Source organism: Leisingera sp. M527, assembly GCF_025141525.1.
Classification (GTDB): Bacteria; Pseudomonadota; Alphaproteobacteria; order Rhodobacterales; family Rhodobacteraceae; genus Leisingera.
Map to the genome: position 1 here is coordinate 1,818,366 of NZ_CP081037.1, position 15,632 is coordinate 1,833,997.

Here is a 15,632-nt window from a genome sequence, read left to right on the forward strand (position 1 = left end):
GAATGCGGCAGGCCTTTGTTATGAAAAGAGCCTTCAGCTTTTAACCGTTGGCTTCGCGGATCTTGTCGGCAGCATCCTTGTCAAAGGCGATGCTGTTCTGTTCGAACATGCCGTCCAGCTCGCCTGACAGGGTCATCTCGGTGATGATGTCGCAACCGCCGACGAATTCGCCCTTGATGTAAAGCTGCGGAATGGTCGGCCAGTCGGAGTATTCCTTGATGCCGGAGCGGATGTCCTCATCCGCCAGCACGTTCACATCGGTGTAGTCAACGCCGATGTAGTTCAGAACCCCAGCCACGCGAGAGGAGAAGCCGCACTGGGGCATTTCCTTGGTGCCTTTCATGAACAGCACCACGTCGCTGGCTTTGACGGTTTCGTCGATGCGGGATTTTACGTCGGTCATGTGTCGTTGTCCTTTTGGCGTTGCCACCGGTCGCGGTTTGTTAGGATATAGGGGAGAAGCTTCGGGAAAGTAAGCCCCGTAACCAGGGTCATCACTCTGGCGACCGCGTTTAGAAGCGGTTCAAATACTTGTTGATGATACCCGCACCCATTTCAGCTAAACGCTCCTGCTTTTCCAGTTTAAGCTCTGCTTCTAGTTCCGGATGTTTGCCGTCCAAAGGCATAAGCGGCATTTCCTTTGGCCGTGGCTTGTCCTTACGTTTGATAAACAACAAGGCTCCTAACACCAGAGCAGGCCATAGGAGAATGCCTGCCCAGAGAAGCCAAATTGAGTTCATGTTACTCCGGCGCTTTTGTCGTCAGGGCCAGGGCGTGCAGTTCGCCGTCGGGGCCGTCCATCTTGCCTTTCAGCGCGGCATAGACGGCGCGCTGCTGCTGGACGCGGTTCTTGCCGCGGAAGCTTTCGTCGACAACCATTGCCGACATATGCACGCCATCGGTGCCCGCCACCTGGATTTCGGCATCCGGGAAGCTTTCGCGCAGCAGTTCTTCAATTTCGTGGGCTTGCATGGGCATGCGGGGAAGTCCTTTGTCTGGTTTGCCAAAAATGTAGGTGTGCGGCAGGGGCTGTGCAAGCAGGATTAGGCGTGGTCTTGCGCAAAAGGCGCAATGCTTTCGACAAAATCAGGCACTGCTGCCAGGGCCTCCTGCACGGCGTCTTCCTCGAAATCCCAGACCGACGACGGTGCCTCCGGGCAGAGCGCGCGCGTCAGCTCCTCGCAGCGGTCCTGCAGATCCTTTGGCAACGGCAGCGCGGTGGCTTCCTGCAGCACCAACAGCGCCTCGTGGATCGGCCTCAGCACCCGCAGGGCATAGGTCATATGGGTCAGCAGATCCGGGTCGTCCTGCCAGGTCTCGCCGTCAAACAACACTTGCGTCACCCGCTGACCGGCACCGGCGCAGGAATAAGCCACGCAGCCTCCAAAGCCGCATTTGGCCAGGTCATTGTGAATGTTACAGCGGAAATCCGGGGCGAGGTTGGGGCAGGGGATGTCTGCCGCCTTCAACAGGCCGAAATCCTCATGTTCCTCAAACGGATAGGCCACACAGCACAGGCCTGCGCAGCGGCCGCAATCCTCGGTCAGTTCAGGTAGAGACATGGGGGAGCCTCCGGGGGAAAGAAAAAGGCGGGACGGCTGTGCCATCCCGCCCTTGTTCATGTATCAATCGCAGCCTGAAGGGGCCAGAAATCAAGCCACGGCAGCGGCAAAGCTTGAGCGGAAGATGTCTTTCAGCTCAGCCAGCGGGGCCTCGGAAGCACCAATCTTCACCATGTCGCCGCCGAACTTGCCGACAGTAACCAGCGGCACACCGGCCTGGCCGGCGGCCAGCATCAGCGCCTCGGCCTGATCAAAGTTGCAGGCGATCAGGTAGCGCGCCTGGTCTTCGCCGAAGACAGTCTGGGTGTCGCCCGCGTCAATCTGCACGCCGACGCCGGCTTCCTCGGCCAACTCGAACGCCGCCAGAGCCAAGCCGCCGTCGCCAAGGTCGGTGCAGGCTTTGATGAAATCGCGGTTGGCGCGGATGAATTCGCCGTTGCGCTTCTCAGCCTCCAGATCGACCGCGGGGGCGTCGCCGTCCTCGCGGTTAAAGACCTCGGCCAGCAGCGCCGACTGGCCCAGGTGGCCAATGGTTTCCCCCACCAGCAGGGCGACATGGCCTTCGCGGGCTTCGCCGGTGATCGGCTCTTCGCCCGCGGCAATCAGGCCGACGGCGCCGATGGTCGGGGTCGGCAGGATGCCCTTGCCGTCGGTCTCGTTGTACAGCGACACGTTGCCGGAGACGATCGGCATATCGAGCGCCGCAACCGCCTCGCCGATGCCCTTGATGGCGCCGACGAACTGGCCCATGATCTCGGGTTTTTCGGGATTGCCGAAGTTGAGGTTATCTGTTGTTGCCAAAGGCTTGGCGCCCACAGCTGTCAGGTTGCGGTAGGCCTCGGCCACCGCCTGTTTGCCGCCCTCATAGGGGTTCGCCATCACGTAGCGCGGGGTCACGTCCGAGGTGAAGGCCAGCTTCTTTTCCGTGCCATGCACCCGGACAATGCCGGAACCGGCGCCGGGCCGGCGGGCGGTATCGCCCATCACGGTGGTATCGTACTGCTCATAAACCCACTGCTTGCCCGCGTAGTTGGGCGAGGTGAGCAGCGCCTTGAGGCCATCAATCGGGTCGATGGTGGGCACATCGGCGTCGGTCAGCGGTTCAGCCGCCGGAGTCGGGATCCAGGGGCGGTCGTATTCCGGCGCGGTGGAGGCCAATTTGGACAGTACCAGATCCGCCTTCACCTCACCGTTGTGCAGGATCAGGAAACGGTCTTCGGCAATGGTCTCGCCGACGATGGCAAAGTCCAGGTCCCATTTCTCGAACACCGCACGCGCTTCGGCTTCCAGCGACGGCTTCAGCACCATCAGCATGCGTTCCTGAGATTCCGACAGCATCATCTCATAGGCTGTCATGTTCTCTTCGCGCTGCGGCACGTCTTCCAGGTTCAGCTTGACGCCCAGCTTGCCCTTGTCGCCCATTTCCACGGCCGAGCAGGTGAGGCCAGCCGCACCCATATCCTGGATCGAGATCACAGCGCCGGTCTGCATCAGCTCCAGCGTGGCCTCCATCAGGCGCTTCTCGGTGAAGGGATCGCCAACCTGAACGGTGGGGCGTTTTTCCTCGATGGTGTCGTCGAATTCTGCCGAGGCCATGGTGGCGCCGCCGACGCCGTCGCGGCCGGTCTTGGCGCCCAGGTACACAACCGGCATGCCAACACCCGACGCGGCGGAGTAGAAGATGCCGTCGGTCTTCGCCAGGCCCGCCGCAAAAGCATTCACCAGGCAGTTGCCGTTATAGGCGGGGTGAAAGCGGACTTCACCGCCCGCGCAAGGCACCCCAAAGCAGTTGCCATAACCTCCGATGCCCTCAACCACGCCGTTGACCAGTTGACGGGTCTTGTGGTGGGACGGCTCGCCAAAGGACAGCGAGTTCATCGAGGCGATGGGCCGCGCGCCCATTGTGAAGACGTCGCGCAAGATGCCGCCAACCCCGGTTGCCGCGCCCTGATAGGGTTCGATGTAGGAGGGGTGGTTGTGGCTTTCCATCTTGAAAACAACGGCGTCGCCGTCGCCGATATCCACGATGCCGGCGTTCTCGCCGGGGCCGCAGATCACTTGCGGGCCGTCGGTCGGCAGGGTGCGCAGCCATTTCTTGGAAGACTTGTAAGAGCAGTGCTCGTTCCACATCGCCGAGAAGATGCCCAGCTCGGTGAACGTCGGCTCGCGCCCGATGATTTCCAGGATCAGATCGTATTCGTCGGGCTTCAGCCCGTGATTGGCAATCAGTTCAGGCGTGATGGCGGGTTCCTGCATCCGTAAACGTCCCCAATGGCTGCGATTGCGCGCCTTTTAGGGCAAGGAGGGGCGCGGGGGAAGCGGAATTAGACGAATTCCGGCCAGATGCCGGCCAAGGCGTCTTTGCGCCGCAGCGGCTGGCCTGCTGAGCCGGGTTAAGCTTTAGTCTTTTCAAAGCGGTAGAATTGCGGGCGCGGAGCCGGACGGGCGCTGAAATTACAAGCATGACGAAAGTCCGCACTGGTTGGAAAAAGAAAGGAAATGACTTTGTTTTTTTCGTGCTGCTATCCAAGGGCATGTCCGGACCCAATGGCGGGCCGCCGCAAGCTGTCAGGATCAGGGCACGCTTATCAAGACCGCCTGTCGATCAATACCCCTTTGGGGCCAATGTGTTACGGCCAAAAAAAAGGCCGAGCACTAAGCTCGGCCGAAGTCCAACAGGGAGGTATGAAGGGGGGCGAAGCCGCCGCCTCCATGAGCTTCATTTAGGGCGCCGGGCCTGCCCCTTCAAGGGGATTAATGTCAAAGATGGGTCAATGCTGGTATGCGGAAATTGCATGGCTTGGGGTACTGCACCGGTTCGAACAAATCAAAACGGGCCACGCCGCTGCATTGCAGCGCGAATTTAGCCCGTTGATGCGCTGGCGCGGTTCAGAGTTTGCCCAGCTCTTTCATGTGTTTCCGGTGCGCCATGATTTCGGACTGCACAAAGTCGCGGAACGCGCCGACCCGCTGCGAATGGCGCAATTCTTCGGGATAGGCGAGGTAGACCGGAACGCTGTGCTGATCCTCTTCCGGCAGCACCTCGACCAGTTGCGGGAATTCCTCGGTCACATAATCCGGCAGGATACCAACACCCAGATTGTGCAGCACGCCCTGCAGCACGCCGAAGTAATTGTTCACCGTCAGCAGCGATCCCGGGTTATGCGCCATCAGCATTTTGCCCAGCACCGCGGCTGAGCCCACTTGGGCGGACCGCTGGTTCTGGCAGATCAGCCGGTGCTGGGAAATGTCTTCAACGGTTTCCAAGGTGCCGCGCTGTTCCAGATAAGACGGCGAGGCATAAAGCCCCATCCGCACCGTCATCAGCCGTTTGCGCACCAGATCGGCCTGGCTCGGCTCCTTCATGCGGATTGCCACATCAGCCTCGCGCATCGGCAGGTCCAGCACACGTTCCTCCAGCATCAGGTCGATCTTCAGATTGGGGTATTGTTCATACAGTTTGGTCAGCCGCGGCGCCAGCCACAGGGTACCGAACCCGACAGTTGTAGTGACACGCAGTTCGCCGAACACTTCCTCCTCGCTGTCGCGGATGCGGGCAGAGGCGGCTTCAAGCCGGGTGGACATGGATTGGGTGGCGTCAAACAGCAGCTCACCCTGTTCGGTGAGAATCAGTCCGCGCGCATGGCGGTGGAAAAGCGTCGCATTCAGGCTTTCCTCCAGTGCCCGGATCTGGCGGCTGACCGCCGATTGCGACAGATTCAGCCTGTCACCGGCATGGGTCAGGCTGCCCGCATCGGCCACCGCGTGAAATATTCTGAGCTTATCCCAATCCATATGCGTTACTTTCTGTGCGTTTGGGGCCGACTGTATGAAATCTTAGTTATGTATCAGTTTCGCTGACGCAAGCGAGCAAAAACGAAAAAAAAGCGGCTATTCAGGTCAGCATTTATGACCTATTCTTGGGGTCAGAAAGTGCAAGCTAATCCCGGTTGAGGAGGCCACGATGAGCACGCCGAAAATCTCACTTAATGATAAATACGACCTGACGAAATCGCCGGTGCTGCTGAACGGCACCCAGGCGCTGGTGCGGCTGATGCTGATGCAAAAGCACCGCGACCAGGCGGCAGGTCTCAATACCGCCGGACTTGTCACCGGCTACCGCGGTTCGCCCTTGGGGGCGGTCGATTTGCAAATGAGCAAGGCCGAAAAGCACTTGAAGGCGGCGGATGTCACCTTTCAGTACGGGCTGAACGAAGACCTGGCCGTGACCGCCCTATGGGGTGCGCAGCAGGCCGAGGTCCGCGGCGAAGGCAAATACGACGGTGTCTTTGGCCTGTGGTACGGCAAGGGGCCGGGTGTCGACCGCTCGGGCGATGCGATCCGCCATGCCAATATGGCCGGCTCGTCAAAACATGGCGGCGTGCTCCTGGCGATGGGCGATGACCACACCGGCGAAAGCTCCACCGTGCTGCACCAGTCGGAATGGTCGCTGCTGGACTGCTACCTGCCGATCGTCAGCCCGGCGGGTGTTCAGGAAATCCTGGACTACGGCATCTATGGCTATGCGTTGTCGCGCTTCTCGGGCCTGTGGACCGGCCTTAAGACCATGAAAGACACGATTGAGGTCACCTCGGTTGTGGATGCAAACCCGGACCGGATGCAGCTGGTCACACCGGAATTCGACATGCCGGCTGACGGGCTGAACATCCGCCTGGACGACGACCGCTTCCGCCAGGAAGACCGGATCATCGACTACAAGCGCTTTGCGGCAGAGGCCTTCAGCCACGCCAACAAGATGGACAAGCGCATGTGGGGCAAGCCCGGCGCCAAGATCGGCTTTGTGGCCGCCGGCAAGAACTGGCTTGATCTGGTGCATGCGCTGAAGCTGCTGAACATCGACGAAAACATGGCCGAACGGTTGGGGCTGACCACCTATAAGGTGGGTCAAACCTGGCCGATGGACATGAAGGGTTTCCACGATTGGGCCGAAGGGCTGGATCTGATCGTTGTGGTCGAGGAAAAGCGCAAACTGATCGAGATCCAGATCAAGGAAGCGATCTTTGACGACCGCCAGGGCCGCCGGGTCTATGGCTGGTACAAGGGCGGCGCCGGCAGCATGCACCGCGAGGAGCTGTTCCCGACCCGTTACGCGCTCGACCCGATCATGATCGCCGAAAAACTGGGCGGCATCCTGATTGAGGAAGGCCGCGAGACCGAGGCCATCCGTGCCGGCCTCGAAAACCTGTCAGAGGCCCGCCGCGCCGACAACGCCGAGGAAATCGCAACCCGCTTGCCCTACTTCTGTTCCGGCTGCCCGCATAACTCGTCAACCAAACTGCCGGACGGGTCCCGCGCCTATGCCGGCATCGGCTGCCACTTTATGGTGCAATGGATGGACCGCGAGACCACCGGTTTCACCCATATGGGCGGCGAAGGTGTCAACTGGGTGGGCGAGGCGCCGTTCTCCAACCGCAAGCATGTGTTCCAGAACCTCGGCGACGGCACCTATAACCACTCCGGCGTACAGGCGATCCGGGCCGCATTGGCCGAAGGCACCAACATCACCTACAAGATCCTCTATAATGACGCGGTGGCGATGACCGGCGGGCAAGCTGCCGAGGGCGGGCTGACCGCGCAACAGATCGCGCATGAGCTGACCGCGATGGGCGTCAAGACCATCGCCGTGGTCTATGACGAGAAGGAAGACGTCGACGCGGCCTTGTTCCCGGCGGGCATGCGGATGCATGAACGCGCCGAAATGATGAAGATCCAGCGCGAGTTCGAAGAGGTCGAGGGCGTCTCTGCCATCATCTACATCCAGACCTGCGCGGCTGAGAAACGCCGCCGCCGCAAGAAGGGCCAGTTTCCGGACCCGGATCAGCGGGTGTTCATCAATACCGACGTCTGCGAAGGCTGCGGCGATTGCGGGGTGCAGTCGAACTGCGTCTCCATCGTGCCCAAGGACACCGAACTGGGCCGCAAGCGCGCCATCGACCAGTCCTCCTGCAACAAGGACTTCTCCTGCGTCAACGGCTTCTGCCCGTCCTTCGTGACAGTCGAGGGCGCTAAGATCCGCAAGGAGGCGACGGCCGACATCGACCTGCCGCATCTGCCAAAACCGGAACTGCCGGAGATTGACGGCACCCACAACGTGGTAATCACCGGCGTCGGCGGAACCGGTGTTGTGACCATCGGCGCCATTCTGGCACAAGCCGCACAGATTGACGGCAAGGGCGCCGGGCTGATGGAAATGGCCGGCCTCGCCCAAAAAGGCGGCGCAGTGCATATCCACTGCCGGATTGCCAATTCACCCGATGATATCTCGGCGATCCGCGTCGCCACCGGCGAGGCGCATGCGCTGATCGGCGGTGACCTGGTGGTGAGTGCGGGGGCCAAGACCCTTGGCCTAACCTCTACCGGCCAGACCGGCGCAGTGGTGAACAGCCACGAAATCATCACCGGCGAGTTCACCAAGAACACCGAGTTCAAGGTGCCGTCGGACCAGTTGGAAGTGGCGCTGCAGGCCCGCTTGCGCGACCGGGTCGATTTGTTCGACGCGTCCGAACTGGCCCGCGCCACCATGGGGGATTCGATCTTCTCCAACATGATGGTGTTCGGCGGTGCCTGGCAGCGCGGCCTGGTGCCTGTCAGCCATGAGGCGGTCGAGCAGGCCATCACGCTGAATGGCGCTGCTGTTGAGCGCAACCTGCGCGCCTTCGATATCGGTCGCTGGGCGGTGCTGCACCCCGAAGACGCAGCCCGTCTGAGCCAGCCGGACGCATCAGAAAAGCCGAAAACCCTCGAGGAGAAGATCGCCTTCCGTGCCGATCATCTGGTGGCATTTCAGGGCAAAGGTCTGGCCAAGCGTTATACCAAACTGCTCGACGGCATCAGCGATCCCGCGCTCAAGGAAGCGGTGGCAAAGGGCTATCACAAGCTGTTGTCCTACAAGGACGAATACGAAGTCGCCCGCCTGCTGCTCGACAGCCGCGCCAAGGCGGAGGCGGAGTTTGAAGGCGATCTCAAGCTGTCCTATCACCTGGCACCGCCCATGCTGGGCGGCACCGATGCGGACGGGCGTCCGAAGAAACGCAAGTTCAGTGCAAGCATGGAGCGCGGGTTCCGCCTGCTGGCCAAGCTCAAACGCTTGCGCGGCACACCGCTCGACGTCTTCGGCTACACCGAAGAACGCAAGATGGAGCGCGCCCTGATCAAGCAATATGAAGCGGACATGATGGAGTGGCTGCCGAAAGCGGCGCCGGACATCATTGAGCCTTTGCTGGCATTGGCTGAATTGCCGCTCTCGATTCGCGGTTTTGGTCCGGTGAAGATGGCAAATGAGCAGAAAGCCGCGAAGCGCCGTGAGGAGCTGCTGGCAGCCCTGCGCCAGGGCGGCGTGCCGCTGAAACAGGCGGCAGAGTAACCAGGGGCAGGGCGGGGCACTCCCGCCCGCTCCGGACCATCCGCAGGATGATCCTTCCCGGTTGGGCCCGGCGCCGCGCTGACGCGCGGCGTTTGCCGTTCCGCCGCTTCTTTCTGGTCCTGAATACCCCGGGGTCCGGGGCAGCGCCCCGGTCTGGCTTTGCAGCAACGATACTTGCGGCGTTCTGGCGCCTATGGCTAAAGACACAAAAGCACTTATGGATTTCTTTCGCAAAGCGACGTATGAGCTTTCTTCAGTACCGCTCAAATCCTACGGGTACGGGGTTGAGTTCGAAGAGTAACACCACGCGTGAGAAGGCGACATGGCTGTAGGCATCTTTGATTCAGGACTGGGCGGGCTGACCGTCCTTGACGCCGTGCAGAAACGTCTGCCGGATTTGGATTTCCTTTATTACGGCGACAACGCCCGCGCGCCTTACGGTGTGCGCGATGCCGAAGATGTCTATCATCTGACCAGGGCTGCGGTCGAAGATATGTGGAGCAAAGGCTGCGATCTGGTGATCCTGGCCTGCAACACGGCCTCTGCGGCGGCGCTGCGCCGGATGCAGGAGGGCGGGCTGCCCAAGGGCAAACGGGTGCTGGGGGTTTTTGTCCCTCTCATTGAAGCGCTGACAGAACGGCAGTGGGGCGACAATTCGCCACCGCGCGAAGTCGAAGTGAAACACGTTGCGCTGTTTGCCACGCCTGCAACTGTCGCCAGCCGCGCCTTCCAGCGGGAATTGGCGTTCCGCGCCATCGGCGTCGATGTCGAGGCCCAGGCCTGCGGTGGTGTGGTGGACGCAATCGAGGACGGCGACATGATCCTCGCCGAGGCCCTGGTGCGCTCCCATGTGGATGCCCTGCAACGTAAAATGCCGCATCCGCAAGCCGCCATTCTGGGCTGCACCCATTACCCGCTGATGGAGCAGACTTTCCAGGCGGCATTGGGGCCGGGGGTCAAAGTGTTCAGCCAGGGCAATCTGGTTGCGGACAGTCTGGCGGATTACCTGGCACGGCATCCCGACATGCACGGCACTGGTGCCGGCGGTTTCTTCACCACCGGAAACCCGGGCCGTGTCAGCGACCGGGCGACCCAGTTTCTCCGACGGGAAATCACCTTTCAGGCCGCCTGAGACCAGACCGCGCGGAACCTTGTTCCAGGTCAAAGTGCACGGGCGCATTTCCACCTAATTCTCTCCGCAGATGGCTGCGGAACGGCATATCACATCGAAAGACGAGGTCTGACATGACCCATAAAGTGGCTATTCTTGGCGCTTCCGGCTACACTGGCGCCGAACTGGTGCGGCTGATCGCCCAGCATCCGAACATCGATATTGCGGCGCTCTCTGCCGACCGCAAGGCTGGCATGACGATGGCGGAAGTTTTCCCGCATCTGCGCCATTTGAAACTGCCGGTACTGTGCAAGATCGGCGAGATTGACTTCTCCGGCATAGATCTGTGCTTCTGCGCTCTGCCGCATAAGACCAGCCAGGAAGTAATTGCGGCGCTGCCCGCAAACCTGAAGATCGTGGATCTGTCGGCAGACTTCCGGCTGCGTGATCCGGCAGAGTATGAGAAATGGTACGGCAACCCGCACAGTGCCCTGAAACAGCAGAAAGAGGCTGTCTATGGCCTGACCGAGTTCTACCGGGATGAGATCAAGTCCGCGCGTCTGGTGGCCGGCACCGGCTGCAACGCAGCCACCGGTCAGTTTGCCCTGCGCCCGTTGATTTCGGCTGGGGTCATTGATCTGGACGACATTATTCTGGATCTGAAATGCGCCGTCTCAGGCGCCGGCCGGTCGCTTAAGGAAAATCTGCTGCACGCAGAGCTGAGCGAGGGCTACAATGCCTATGCCATCGGCAGCACCCACCGGCATCTGGGCGAATTCGACCAGGAGTTCAGCAAGATCGCGGGCCGCCCCGTAAAGGTGCAATTCACCCCGCATCTGCTGCCGGTCAACCGGGGCATTCTGGCGACCGTCTATGTAAAAGGTGACGCGCGGACGATCCATGAGACCTTTGCCAAGGCTTACGCAAATGAACCCTTTATCGAACTGCTGCCCTTTGGCGAGGCCCCCAGCACCCACCATGTGCGCGGCTCCAACTTCTGCCATATCGGTGTGGCGCAGGACCGGATCGAAGGCCGGACCATTGTGATCGCCGCACTGGATAACCTGACAAAAGGTAGCAGCGGCCAAGCCTTGCAGAACGCAAACCTGATGTTAGGTGAGACTGAGACCGAAGGTCTGATGATGGCGCCGCTGTTCCCCTGATCCGGGGGGCGGCGCAGGCAGGGACCTTGAAGTGAGGACACCATGAAGAACCTGAAGAAACAGCGCCGGATCCAGGTCATTGCCGTTGCCGTAGTGGCTTTGGTGGTTGCAACCGCCCTGATCGGCTATGCCATGCGTGACGGGATCAACTATTTCCGCTCGCCCAGCCAGGTGGCCGAGGCACCGCCGAAACCGTCCGAAGTGTTCCGCATCGGCGGGCTGGTTGAGGAAGGCACGCTGCAGCGCGGCCAGGGTGAAACCGTGCGCTTTGCGGTCACTGATGGCGGTGCGACGGTACAGGTTGCCTATACCGGTGTGCTGCCGGATCTGTTTGAAGAGAACCAGGGCATGGTCGGCACCGGGCGTTACGTGAACGGTGTCTTTGAAGCCTCTGAAATCCTGGCGAAACATGACGAGACCTATATGCCCAAGGAAGTCATGGATGCGCTGAAGGCGCAGGGGGTCTATCAGGAGCCTGAAACCTGAGACCGGTCTCTGAGCAAATGGCTCCCGCCCCAAATGCGCCTCCCTTCGGGGAGGCGTTTTGCGTTGGGCCGGGCGCCGCGCGGTGCGCGGCGCGGCAGCGTTCCTGAGGCGGTGTTGCGCAATATGCGTACGCCGCTGTCAGGAGATCTTTTCGTATTTTCACGATGATTGACTCACCAGAAAAGGGTGAGGTTCGATGCAGAGTGTAAAAGAAATCGCCGCTGAGATTGTGGCGCGGGAAGGCGGCTTTGTGAATGATCCGGATGACCCCGGCGGCGCCACCAAATACGGTGTGACCATTGGAACCCTGCGGCGGCTGGGGCTGGATGTGACCGGCGACGGGGATGTGGACGCCGGGGATGTGAAGGCGCTGACCCGCGCGCAGGCCGTGGCCATTTTCATCCGCCACTATTTCGAAGCGCCCCGTATCGCCAGCCTGCCGGAGTGCCTCCAGGCCACGGTCTTTGATATGTATGTGAATGCCGGCAGCAACGCGGTGCGCATCCTGCAGCGATTGCTGCGCGATATGGGGTACAGGGTTGCGGTGGACGGCACAATCGGACCGCAGACGGCAGGCGCCGCCGCCGATGCTGCCACCGTTGATGCGACGGGCCTGCGCGACGCCTATGGCATCGCGAGGCGCAATTATTATTTCCGTCTAGCGGACCGTCGGCCGGCCAGCCGGAAATATGCCCGCACCCGTGCCGGCGGCAAAGGCGGCTGGATCAAACGGGCCGAGGAATTCATCTCGCCGAACTACCATCTGAACCAGCAGGCCTTTCAGGAAAGGACCGCGGCATGGGGATGATTTCCGACCTACTGGGGCTTGTTTTTGGCAGCCAGCGTAATGTCTTGCGGGAAACTGCCGAAGTCTTTCGCGAAAACGCCGAAGCCGGCGCCGGTCGCGCACATGAGGTGCAGATTGCAGCGCTTGGCCAGTTTGGCACCGAATTTCAGCAGCCCGCAAAAGGCTGGTTTGACCGCCTTATGGATGGGGTGAACCGGTTGCCGCGCCCTCTGCTGGCGCTGGGGACGCTGGCGCTGATGGTGTCTGCGCTGAGCGACCCGGTGTGGTTCGCCGCCCGGATGCAGGGGCTCGCGCTGGTGCCGGAACCGTTGTGGTGGCTGCTGGGCGTTATTGTCTCCTTTTATTTCGGGGCGCGGCATCAGGTGAAGGCACAGGAGTTTCAGCACGGTCTGGCGGCCAGCATGGCCCGGGTTCCCCAGGCCGTCGAAAACATCGCCGCGCTGAACAGACTGCGGGCCGCTTCACCTGCGGCGGCCTCCACCGGAACTGACGCCGCAGCGCGGCTTCATGCCACGGGCGCAGAGGCAAACCCGGCACTTGAAGCCTGGAAAGCCCGTCGCGGCTGATCACATTTTAGCGGCTGCGGCGGCATGGCGCGGCGAATGCCATTGGCGCCCGCAGCAGACAGGCGTATAGGAAAATACATGATTACAGAGCTTGGCCACTTCGCCCTTATCCTCGCCTTCATGATTGCCATCGTGCAGGCCGTTATCCCCTTGATCGGCGCGCATAAGCGCTGGCCCGGCTGGATGGCCGTGGCGGAACCGGCGGCACAGGCGCAGTTCCTGTTCACCGCCTTTGCCTTTGGGGCGCTGACCTGGGCGTTCATCACCTCAGATTTCTCGCTGAAGCTGGTGACGCTGAACAGCCATTCGGCCAAGCCGATGCTGTACAAGATCTCCGGCACTTGGGGAAACCACGAGGGATCGATGCTGCTGTGGGTGCTGATCGTTGCCCTGTTCGGGGCCATGGCCTCGGTTTTTGGCGGCGGGCTGCCGCCAACGCTGAAGGCGCGGGTTCTGGCGGTGCAGGCAGCGATTGGTGTGGCGTTTTATGCCTTTATCCTGTTCACGTCGAACCCGTTCCTGCGCCTGGCGGTGCCGCCGTTTGACGGGCAGGATCTGAACCCGCTGCTGCAGGATCCGGGCCTCGCCTTCCATCCACCGTTCCTCTACCTTGGCTATGTCGGGCTGAGCATGGCGTTTTCCTTTGCCGTGGCCGCCCTGATCGAAGGCCGCATTGATGCCGCCTGGGGCCGCTGGGTGCGGCCCTGGACGCTGGCGGCCTGGATTTTCCTGACCATCGGTATTGGGCTGGGCTCCTGGTGGGCTTATTACGAGCTGGGCTGGGGCGGGTTCTGGTTCTGGGACCCGGTTGAGAATGCCTCGTTCATGCCCTGGCTCTTGGCGGCTGCGCTGCTGCATTCCGCCATCGTGGTGGAGAAACGAGAGGCGCTGAAAAGCTGGACCATCCTGCTGGCAATCCTGGCCTTTGGGTTCTCGCTGATCGGGACATTTATCGTGCGCTCGGGTATCATCACCAGCGTGCACGCCTTTGCCAATGACCCGGAACGCGGCGTCTTCATTCTGTTCATCCTGGCCTTCTTCACCGGCGGCGCGCTGACGCTGTTTGCCGCCCGCGCACAGGCGATGGAGGCCAAGGGCGTCTTTGGCATGGTCAGCCGCGAAAGCGCGCTGGTGGCCAATAACATCCTGCTGGCGGTCAGCTGCTTTGTGGTCTTCTTCGGCACTGTCTGGCCGATCCTCGCGGATATGCTGTTGGACCGCAAGCTGAGCGTCGGCCCGCCGTTCTTCAATTCTGCCTTCACCCCCTTCATGATCGCGCTGGGGTTGATCATGCCGGTTGGCGCCATGCTGCCGTGGAAACGCGGCCGGATCGGGCGCACAGCCTGGCAGCTGCGCTATGTGTTTGTGCTGGCAGTGTCGCTGGGCGTGCTGGCCTGGGCGCTGCAGACAGGAAAGTCCGCGCTGGGGCCGGTGGGGCTGTTCCTCGGATCCTGGATGGTGTTCGGCGCGCTGGCCGACCTGTGGCTGCGCAGTGGCAAATCGGGCCGCCTGCAACGGATGCTGCGGCTGCCGCGCGCCGATTGGGGCAAGGCCGTGGCCCATGGCGGGCTGGGCATAACCATCTTTGCCATCGCCGGCCTGACGGCCTGGGAGCAGGAGGATATCCGCGTGGCCCGCATTGGCGAACCCTTTGACGTCGGTGCCTTTACCCTGATGCTGACGGATGTCAGCCGCGAACAGGGGCCGAACTATTTCACCACCAAAGGCCGGGTCGAGGTGACGCGCAACGGCCAGCCCGAAGCGGTGATGTTCCCGGAAAAACGCGACTATCCAGTCAGCCGGATGCCAACCACCGAGGCTGCGATTGATTACCGTGTCACCCGTGACCTTTATGTGGTGCTGGGCGATCAGCAGGCCGATGGCAGCTGGACCATGCGCACCTATATCAAACCCCTTGCCAACTGGATCTGGGGCGGCTCGATCCTGATGGCGCTTGGCGGGCTGCTGAGCCTTAGCGACCGCCGCTTCCGCGTCGCCGCCGGTGCGCGCAAATCACCCGGAGCAGGAGTGCCGGCAGAATGATGCTGCGAATAATGATCCTGGCCGTGGCCGCGTTGCTGGCCGTCTCGGTGCTGGCACCGTCGCCTGCTCTGGCGGTGGAGCCGGATGAGGTTCTGGCCGATCCAGCGCTGGAAAGCCGTGCGCGGGAGCTGTCCAAGGACCTGCGCTGCCTGGTTTGCCGCAATGAAAGCATTGATGAATCCAATGCCGAACTGGCCCGTGATCTGCGTGTCCTGGTGCGCGAGCGGCTGGTGGCAGGCGACAGCGACGGCGAGGCGATGAGTTTTATCGTCGACCGTTATGGCGAGTATGTGCTGCTGCGCCCCACCACCGGCGGCGCCAACTGGCTGTTGTGGGCTGCAGGTCCGCTGATGCTGCTGGCCGCCCTTGTGATCGCCGTCTTCTATGTGCGGGGACGCGCCCGCGCGCCCAAGGCCGCCGAGCAGGGGCTGAGCGCCGACGAGCGGGAGCGGTTGCGGAAAATCCTGAAGGATTGACGCCGGGTCCGGCTTTCCGGCAGGCGGGCTTTC

General features: G+C 61.6%; 14 protein-coding genes and 1 pseudogene. 9 read left to right on the plus strand and 6 right to left on the minus strand.

Features of this window, described 5'->3' with window-relative positions:
• Window positions 1–40 precede the first annotated feature (40 nt).
• The 6 genes from grxD to K3555_RS09175 form a co-directional block, all read right to left on the minus strand.
• Complete coding sequence (gene grxD, locus K3555_RS09150; RefSeq protein ID WP_259999012.1) at window positions 41–403, minus strand: Grx4 family monothiol glutaredoxin; 363 nt, start codon at window positions 401–403, stop codon at window positions 41–43.
• 109 nt (window positions 404–512) lie between these two features.
• The gene (locus tag K3555_RS09155; protein WP_260008239.1) at window positions 513–674 is read right to left on the minus strand and encodes a hypothetical protein; all 162 of its coding nucleotides are present in this window, start codon (window positions 672–674) and stop codon (window positions 513–515) included.
• Window positions 675–741: 67 nt separating this feature from the next.
• The gene (locus K3555_RS09160) at window positions 742–978 is read right to left on the minus strand and encodes a BolA/IbaG family iron-sulfur metabolism protein (protein ID WP_019297755.1); all 237 of its coding nucleotides are present in this window, start codon (window positions 976–978) and stop codon (window positions 742–744) included.
• A gap of 65 nt (window positions 979–1,043) precedes the next feature.
• Complete coding sequence (locus tag K3555_RS09165; RefSeq protein WP_260008240.1) at window positions 1,044–1,562, minus strand: hypothetical protein; 519 nt, start codon at window positions 1,560–1,562, stop codon at window positions 1,044–1,046.
• A 90-nt stretch (window positions 1,563–1,652) separates the two neighbouring features.
• Window positions 1,653–3,818, minus strand: coding sequence for a phosphoribosylformylglycinamidine synthase subunit PurL (gene purL / locus K3555_RS09170; protein WP_260008242.1), 2,166 nt, complete (start codon window positions 3,816–3,818; stop codon window positions 1,653–1,655).
• A 633-nt stretch (window positions 3,819–4,451) separates the two neighbouring features.
• Window positions 4,452–5,357 carry a LysR family transcriptional regulator gene (locus K3555_RS09175; protein WP_259992063.1) on the minus strand — a complete coding sequence of 302 codons (906 nt, stop codon included), beginning with the start codon at window positions 5,355–5,357 and terminating at the stop codon, window positions 4,452–4,454.
• 169 nt (window positions 5,358–5,526) lie between these two features.
• On the opposite strand from K3555_RS09175, the gene K3555_RS09180 reads away from it, so the two are divergent.
• The 9 genes and pseudogenes from K3555_RS09180 (at window position 5,527) to K3555_RS09220 (ending at window position 15,599) form a co-directional block, all read left to right on the plus strand.
• Window positions 5,527–8,946 (plus strand): indolepyruvate ferredoxin oxidoreductase family protein, encoded by a 3,420-nt coding sequence (locus K3555_RS09180; protein WP_260008243.1) that lies wholly within the window; start codon window positions 5,527–5,529, stop codon window positions 8,944–8,946.
• A gap of 178 nt (window positions 8,947–9,124) precedes the next feature.
• Window positions 9,125–9,247: pseudogene (locus tag K3555_RS09185) on the plus strand (acyltransferase); the annotation flags it as partial.
• 21 nt (window positions 9,248–9,268) lie between these two features.
• The gene (gene murI, locus K3555_RS09190) at window positions 9,269–10,078 is read left to right on the plus strand and encodes a glutamate racemase (RefSeq protein WP_260008244.1); all 810 of its coding nucleotides are present in this window, start codon (window positions 9,269–9,271) and stop codon (window positions 10,076–10,078) included.
• A 113-nt stretch (window positions 10,079–10,191) separates the two neighbouring features.
• Complete coding sequence (gene argC / locus K3555_RS09195) at window positions 10,192–11,220, plus strand: N-acetyl-gamma-glutamyl-phosphate reductase (RefSeq protein ID WP_260008245.1); 1,029 nt, start codon at window positions 10,192–10,194, stop codon at window positions 11,218–11,220.
• Between the two features lie 42 nt (window positions 11,221–11,262).
• A complete protein-coding gene (gene ccmE / locus K3555_RS09200) occupies window positions 11,263–11,706 on the plus strand; it encodes a cytochrome c maturation protein CcmE (protein WP_260008246.1) in 444 nt (147 codons plus the stop codon).
• 196 nt (window positions 11,707–11,902) lie between these two features.
• A complete protein-coding gene (locus K3555_RS09205) occupies window positions 11,903–12,514 on the plus strand; it encodes a holin-associated N-acetylmuramidase (protein ID WP_260008247.1) in 612 nt (203 codons plus the stop codon).
• Entirely contained in the window at window positions 12,505–13,080 is a 576-nt protein-coding gene (locus tag K3555_RS09210) for a holin family protein (RefSeq protein WP_260008248.1), read from the plus strand. The genes K3555_RS09205 and K3555_RS09210 overlap by 10 nt, the downstream gene beginning before the upstream one ends.
• Window positions 13,081–13,158: 78 nt before the next feature.
• Window positions 13,159–15,123, plus strand: coding sequence for a heme lyase CcmF/NrfE family subunit (locus K3555_RS09215; RefSeq protein WP_260008249.1), 1,965 nt, complete (start codon window positions 13,159–13,161; stop codon window positions 15,121–15,123).
• Window positions 15,120–15,599 (plus strand): cytochrome c-type biogenesis protein, encoded by a 480-nt coding sequence (locus K3555_RS09220; RefSeq protein WP_260008250.1) that lies wholly within the window; start codon window positions 15,120–15,122, stop codon window positions 15,597–15,599. The genes K3555_RS09215 and K3555_RS09220 overlap by 4 nt, the downstream gene beginning before the upstream one ends.
• The last annotated feature ends 33 nt before the right edge of the window (window positions 15,600–15,632 follow it).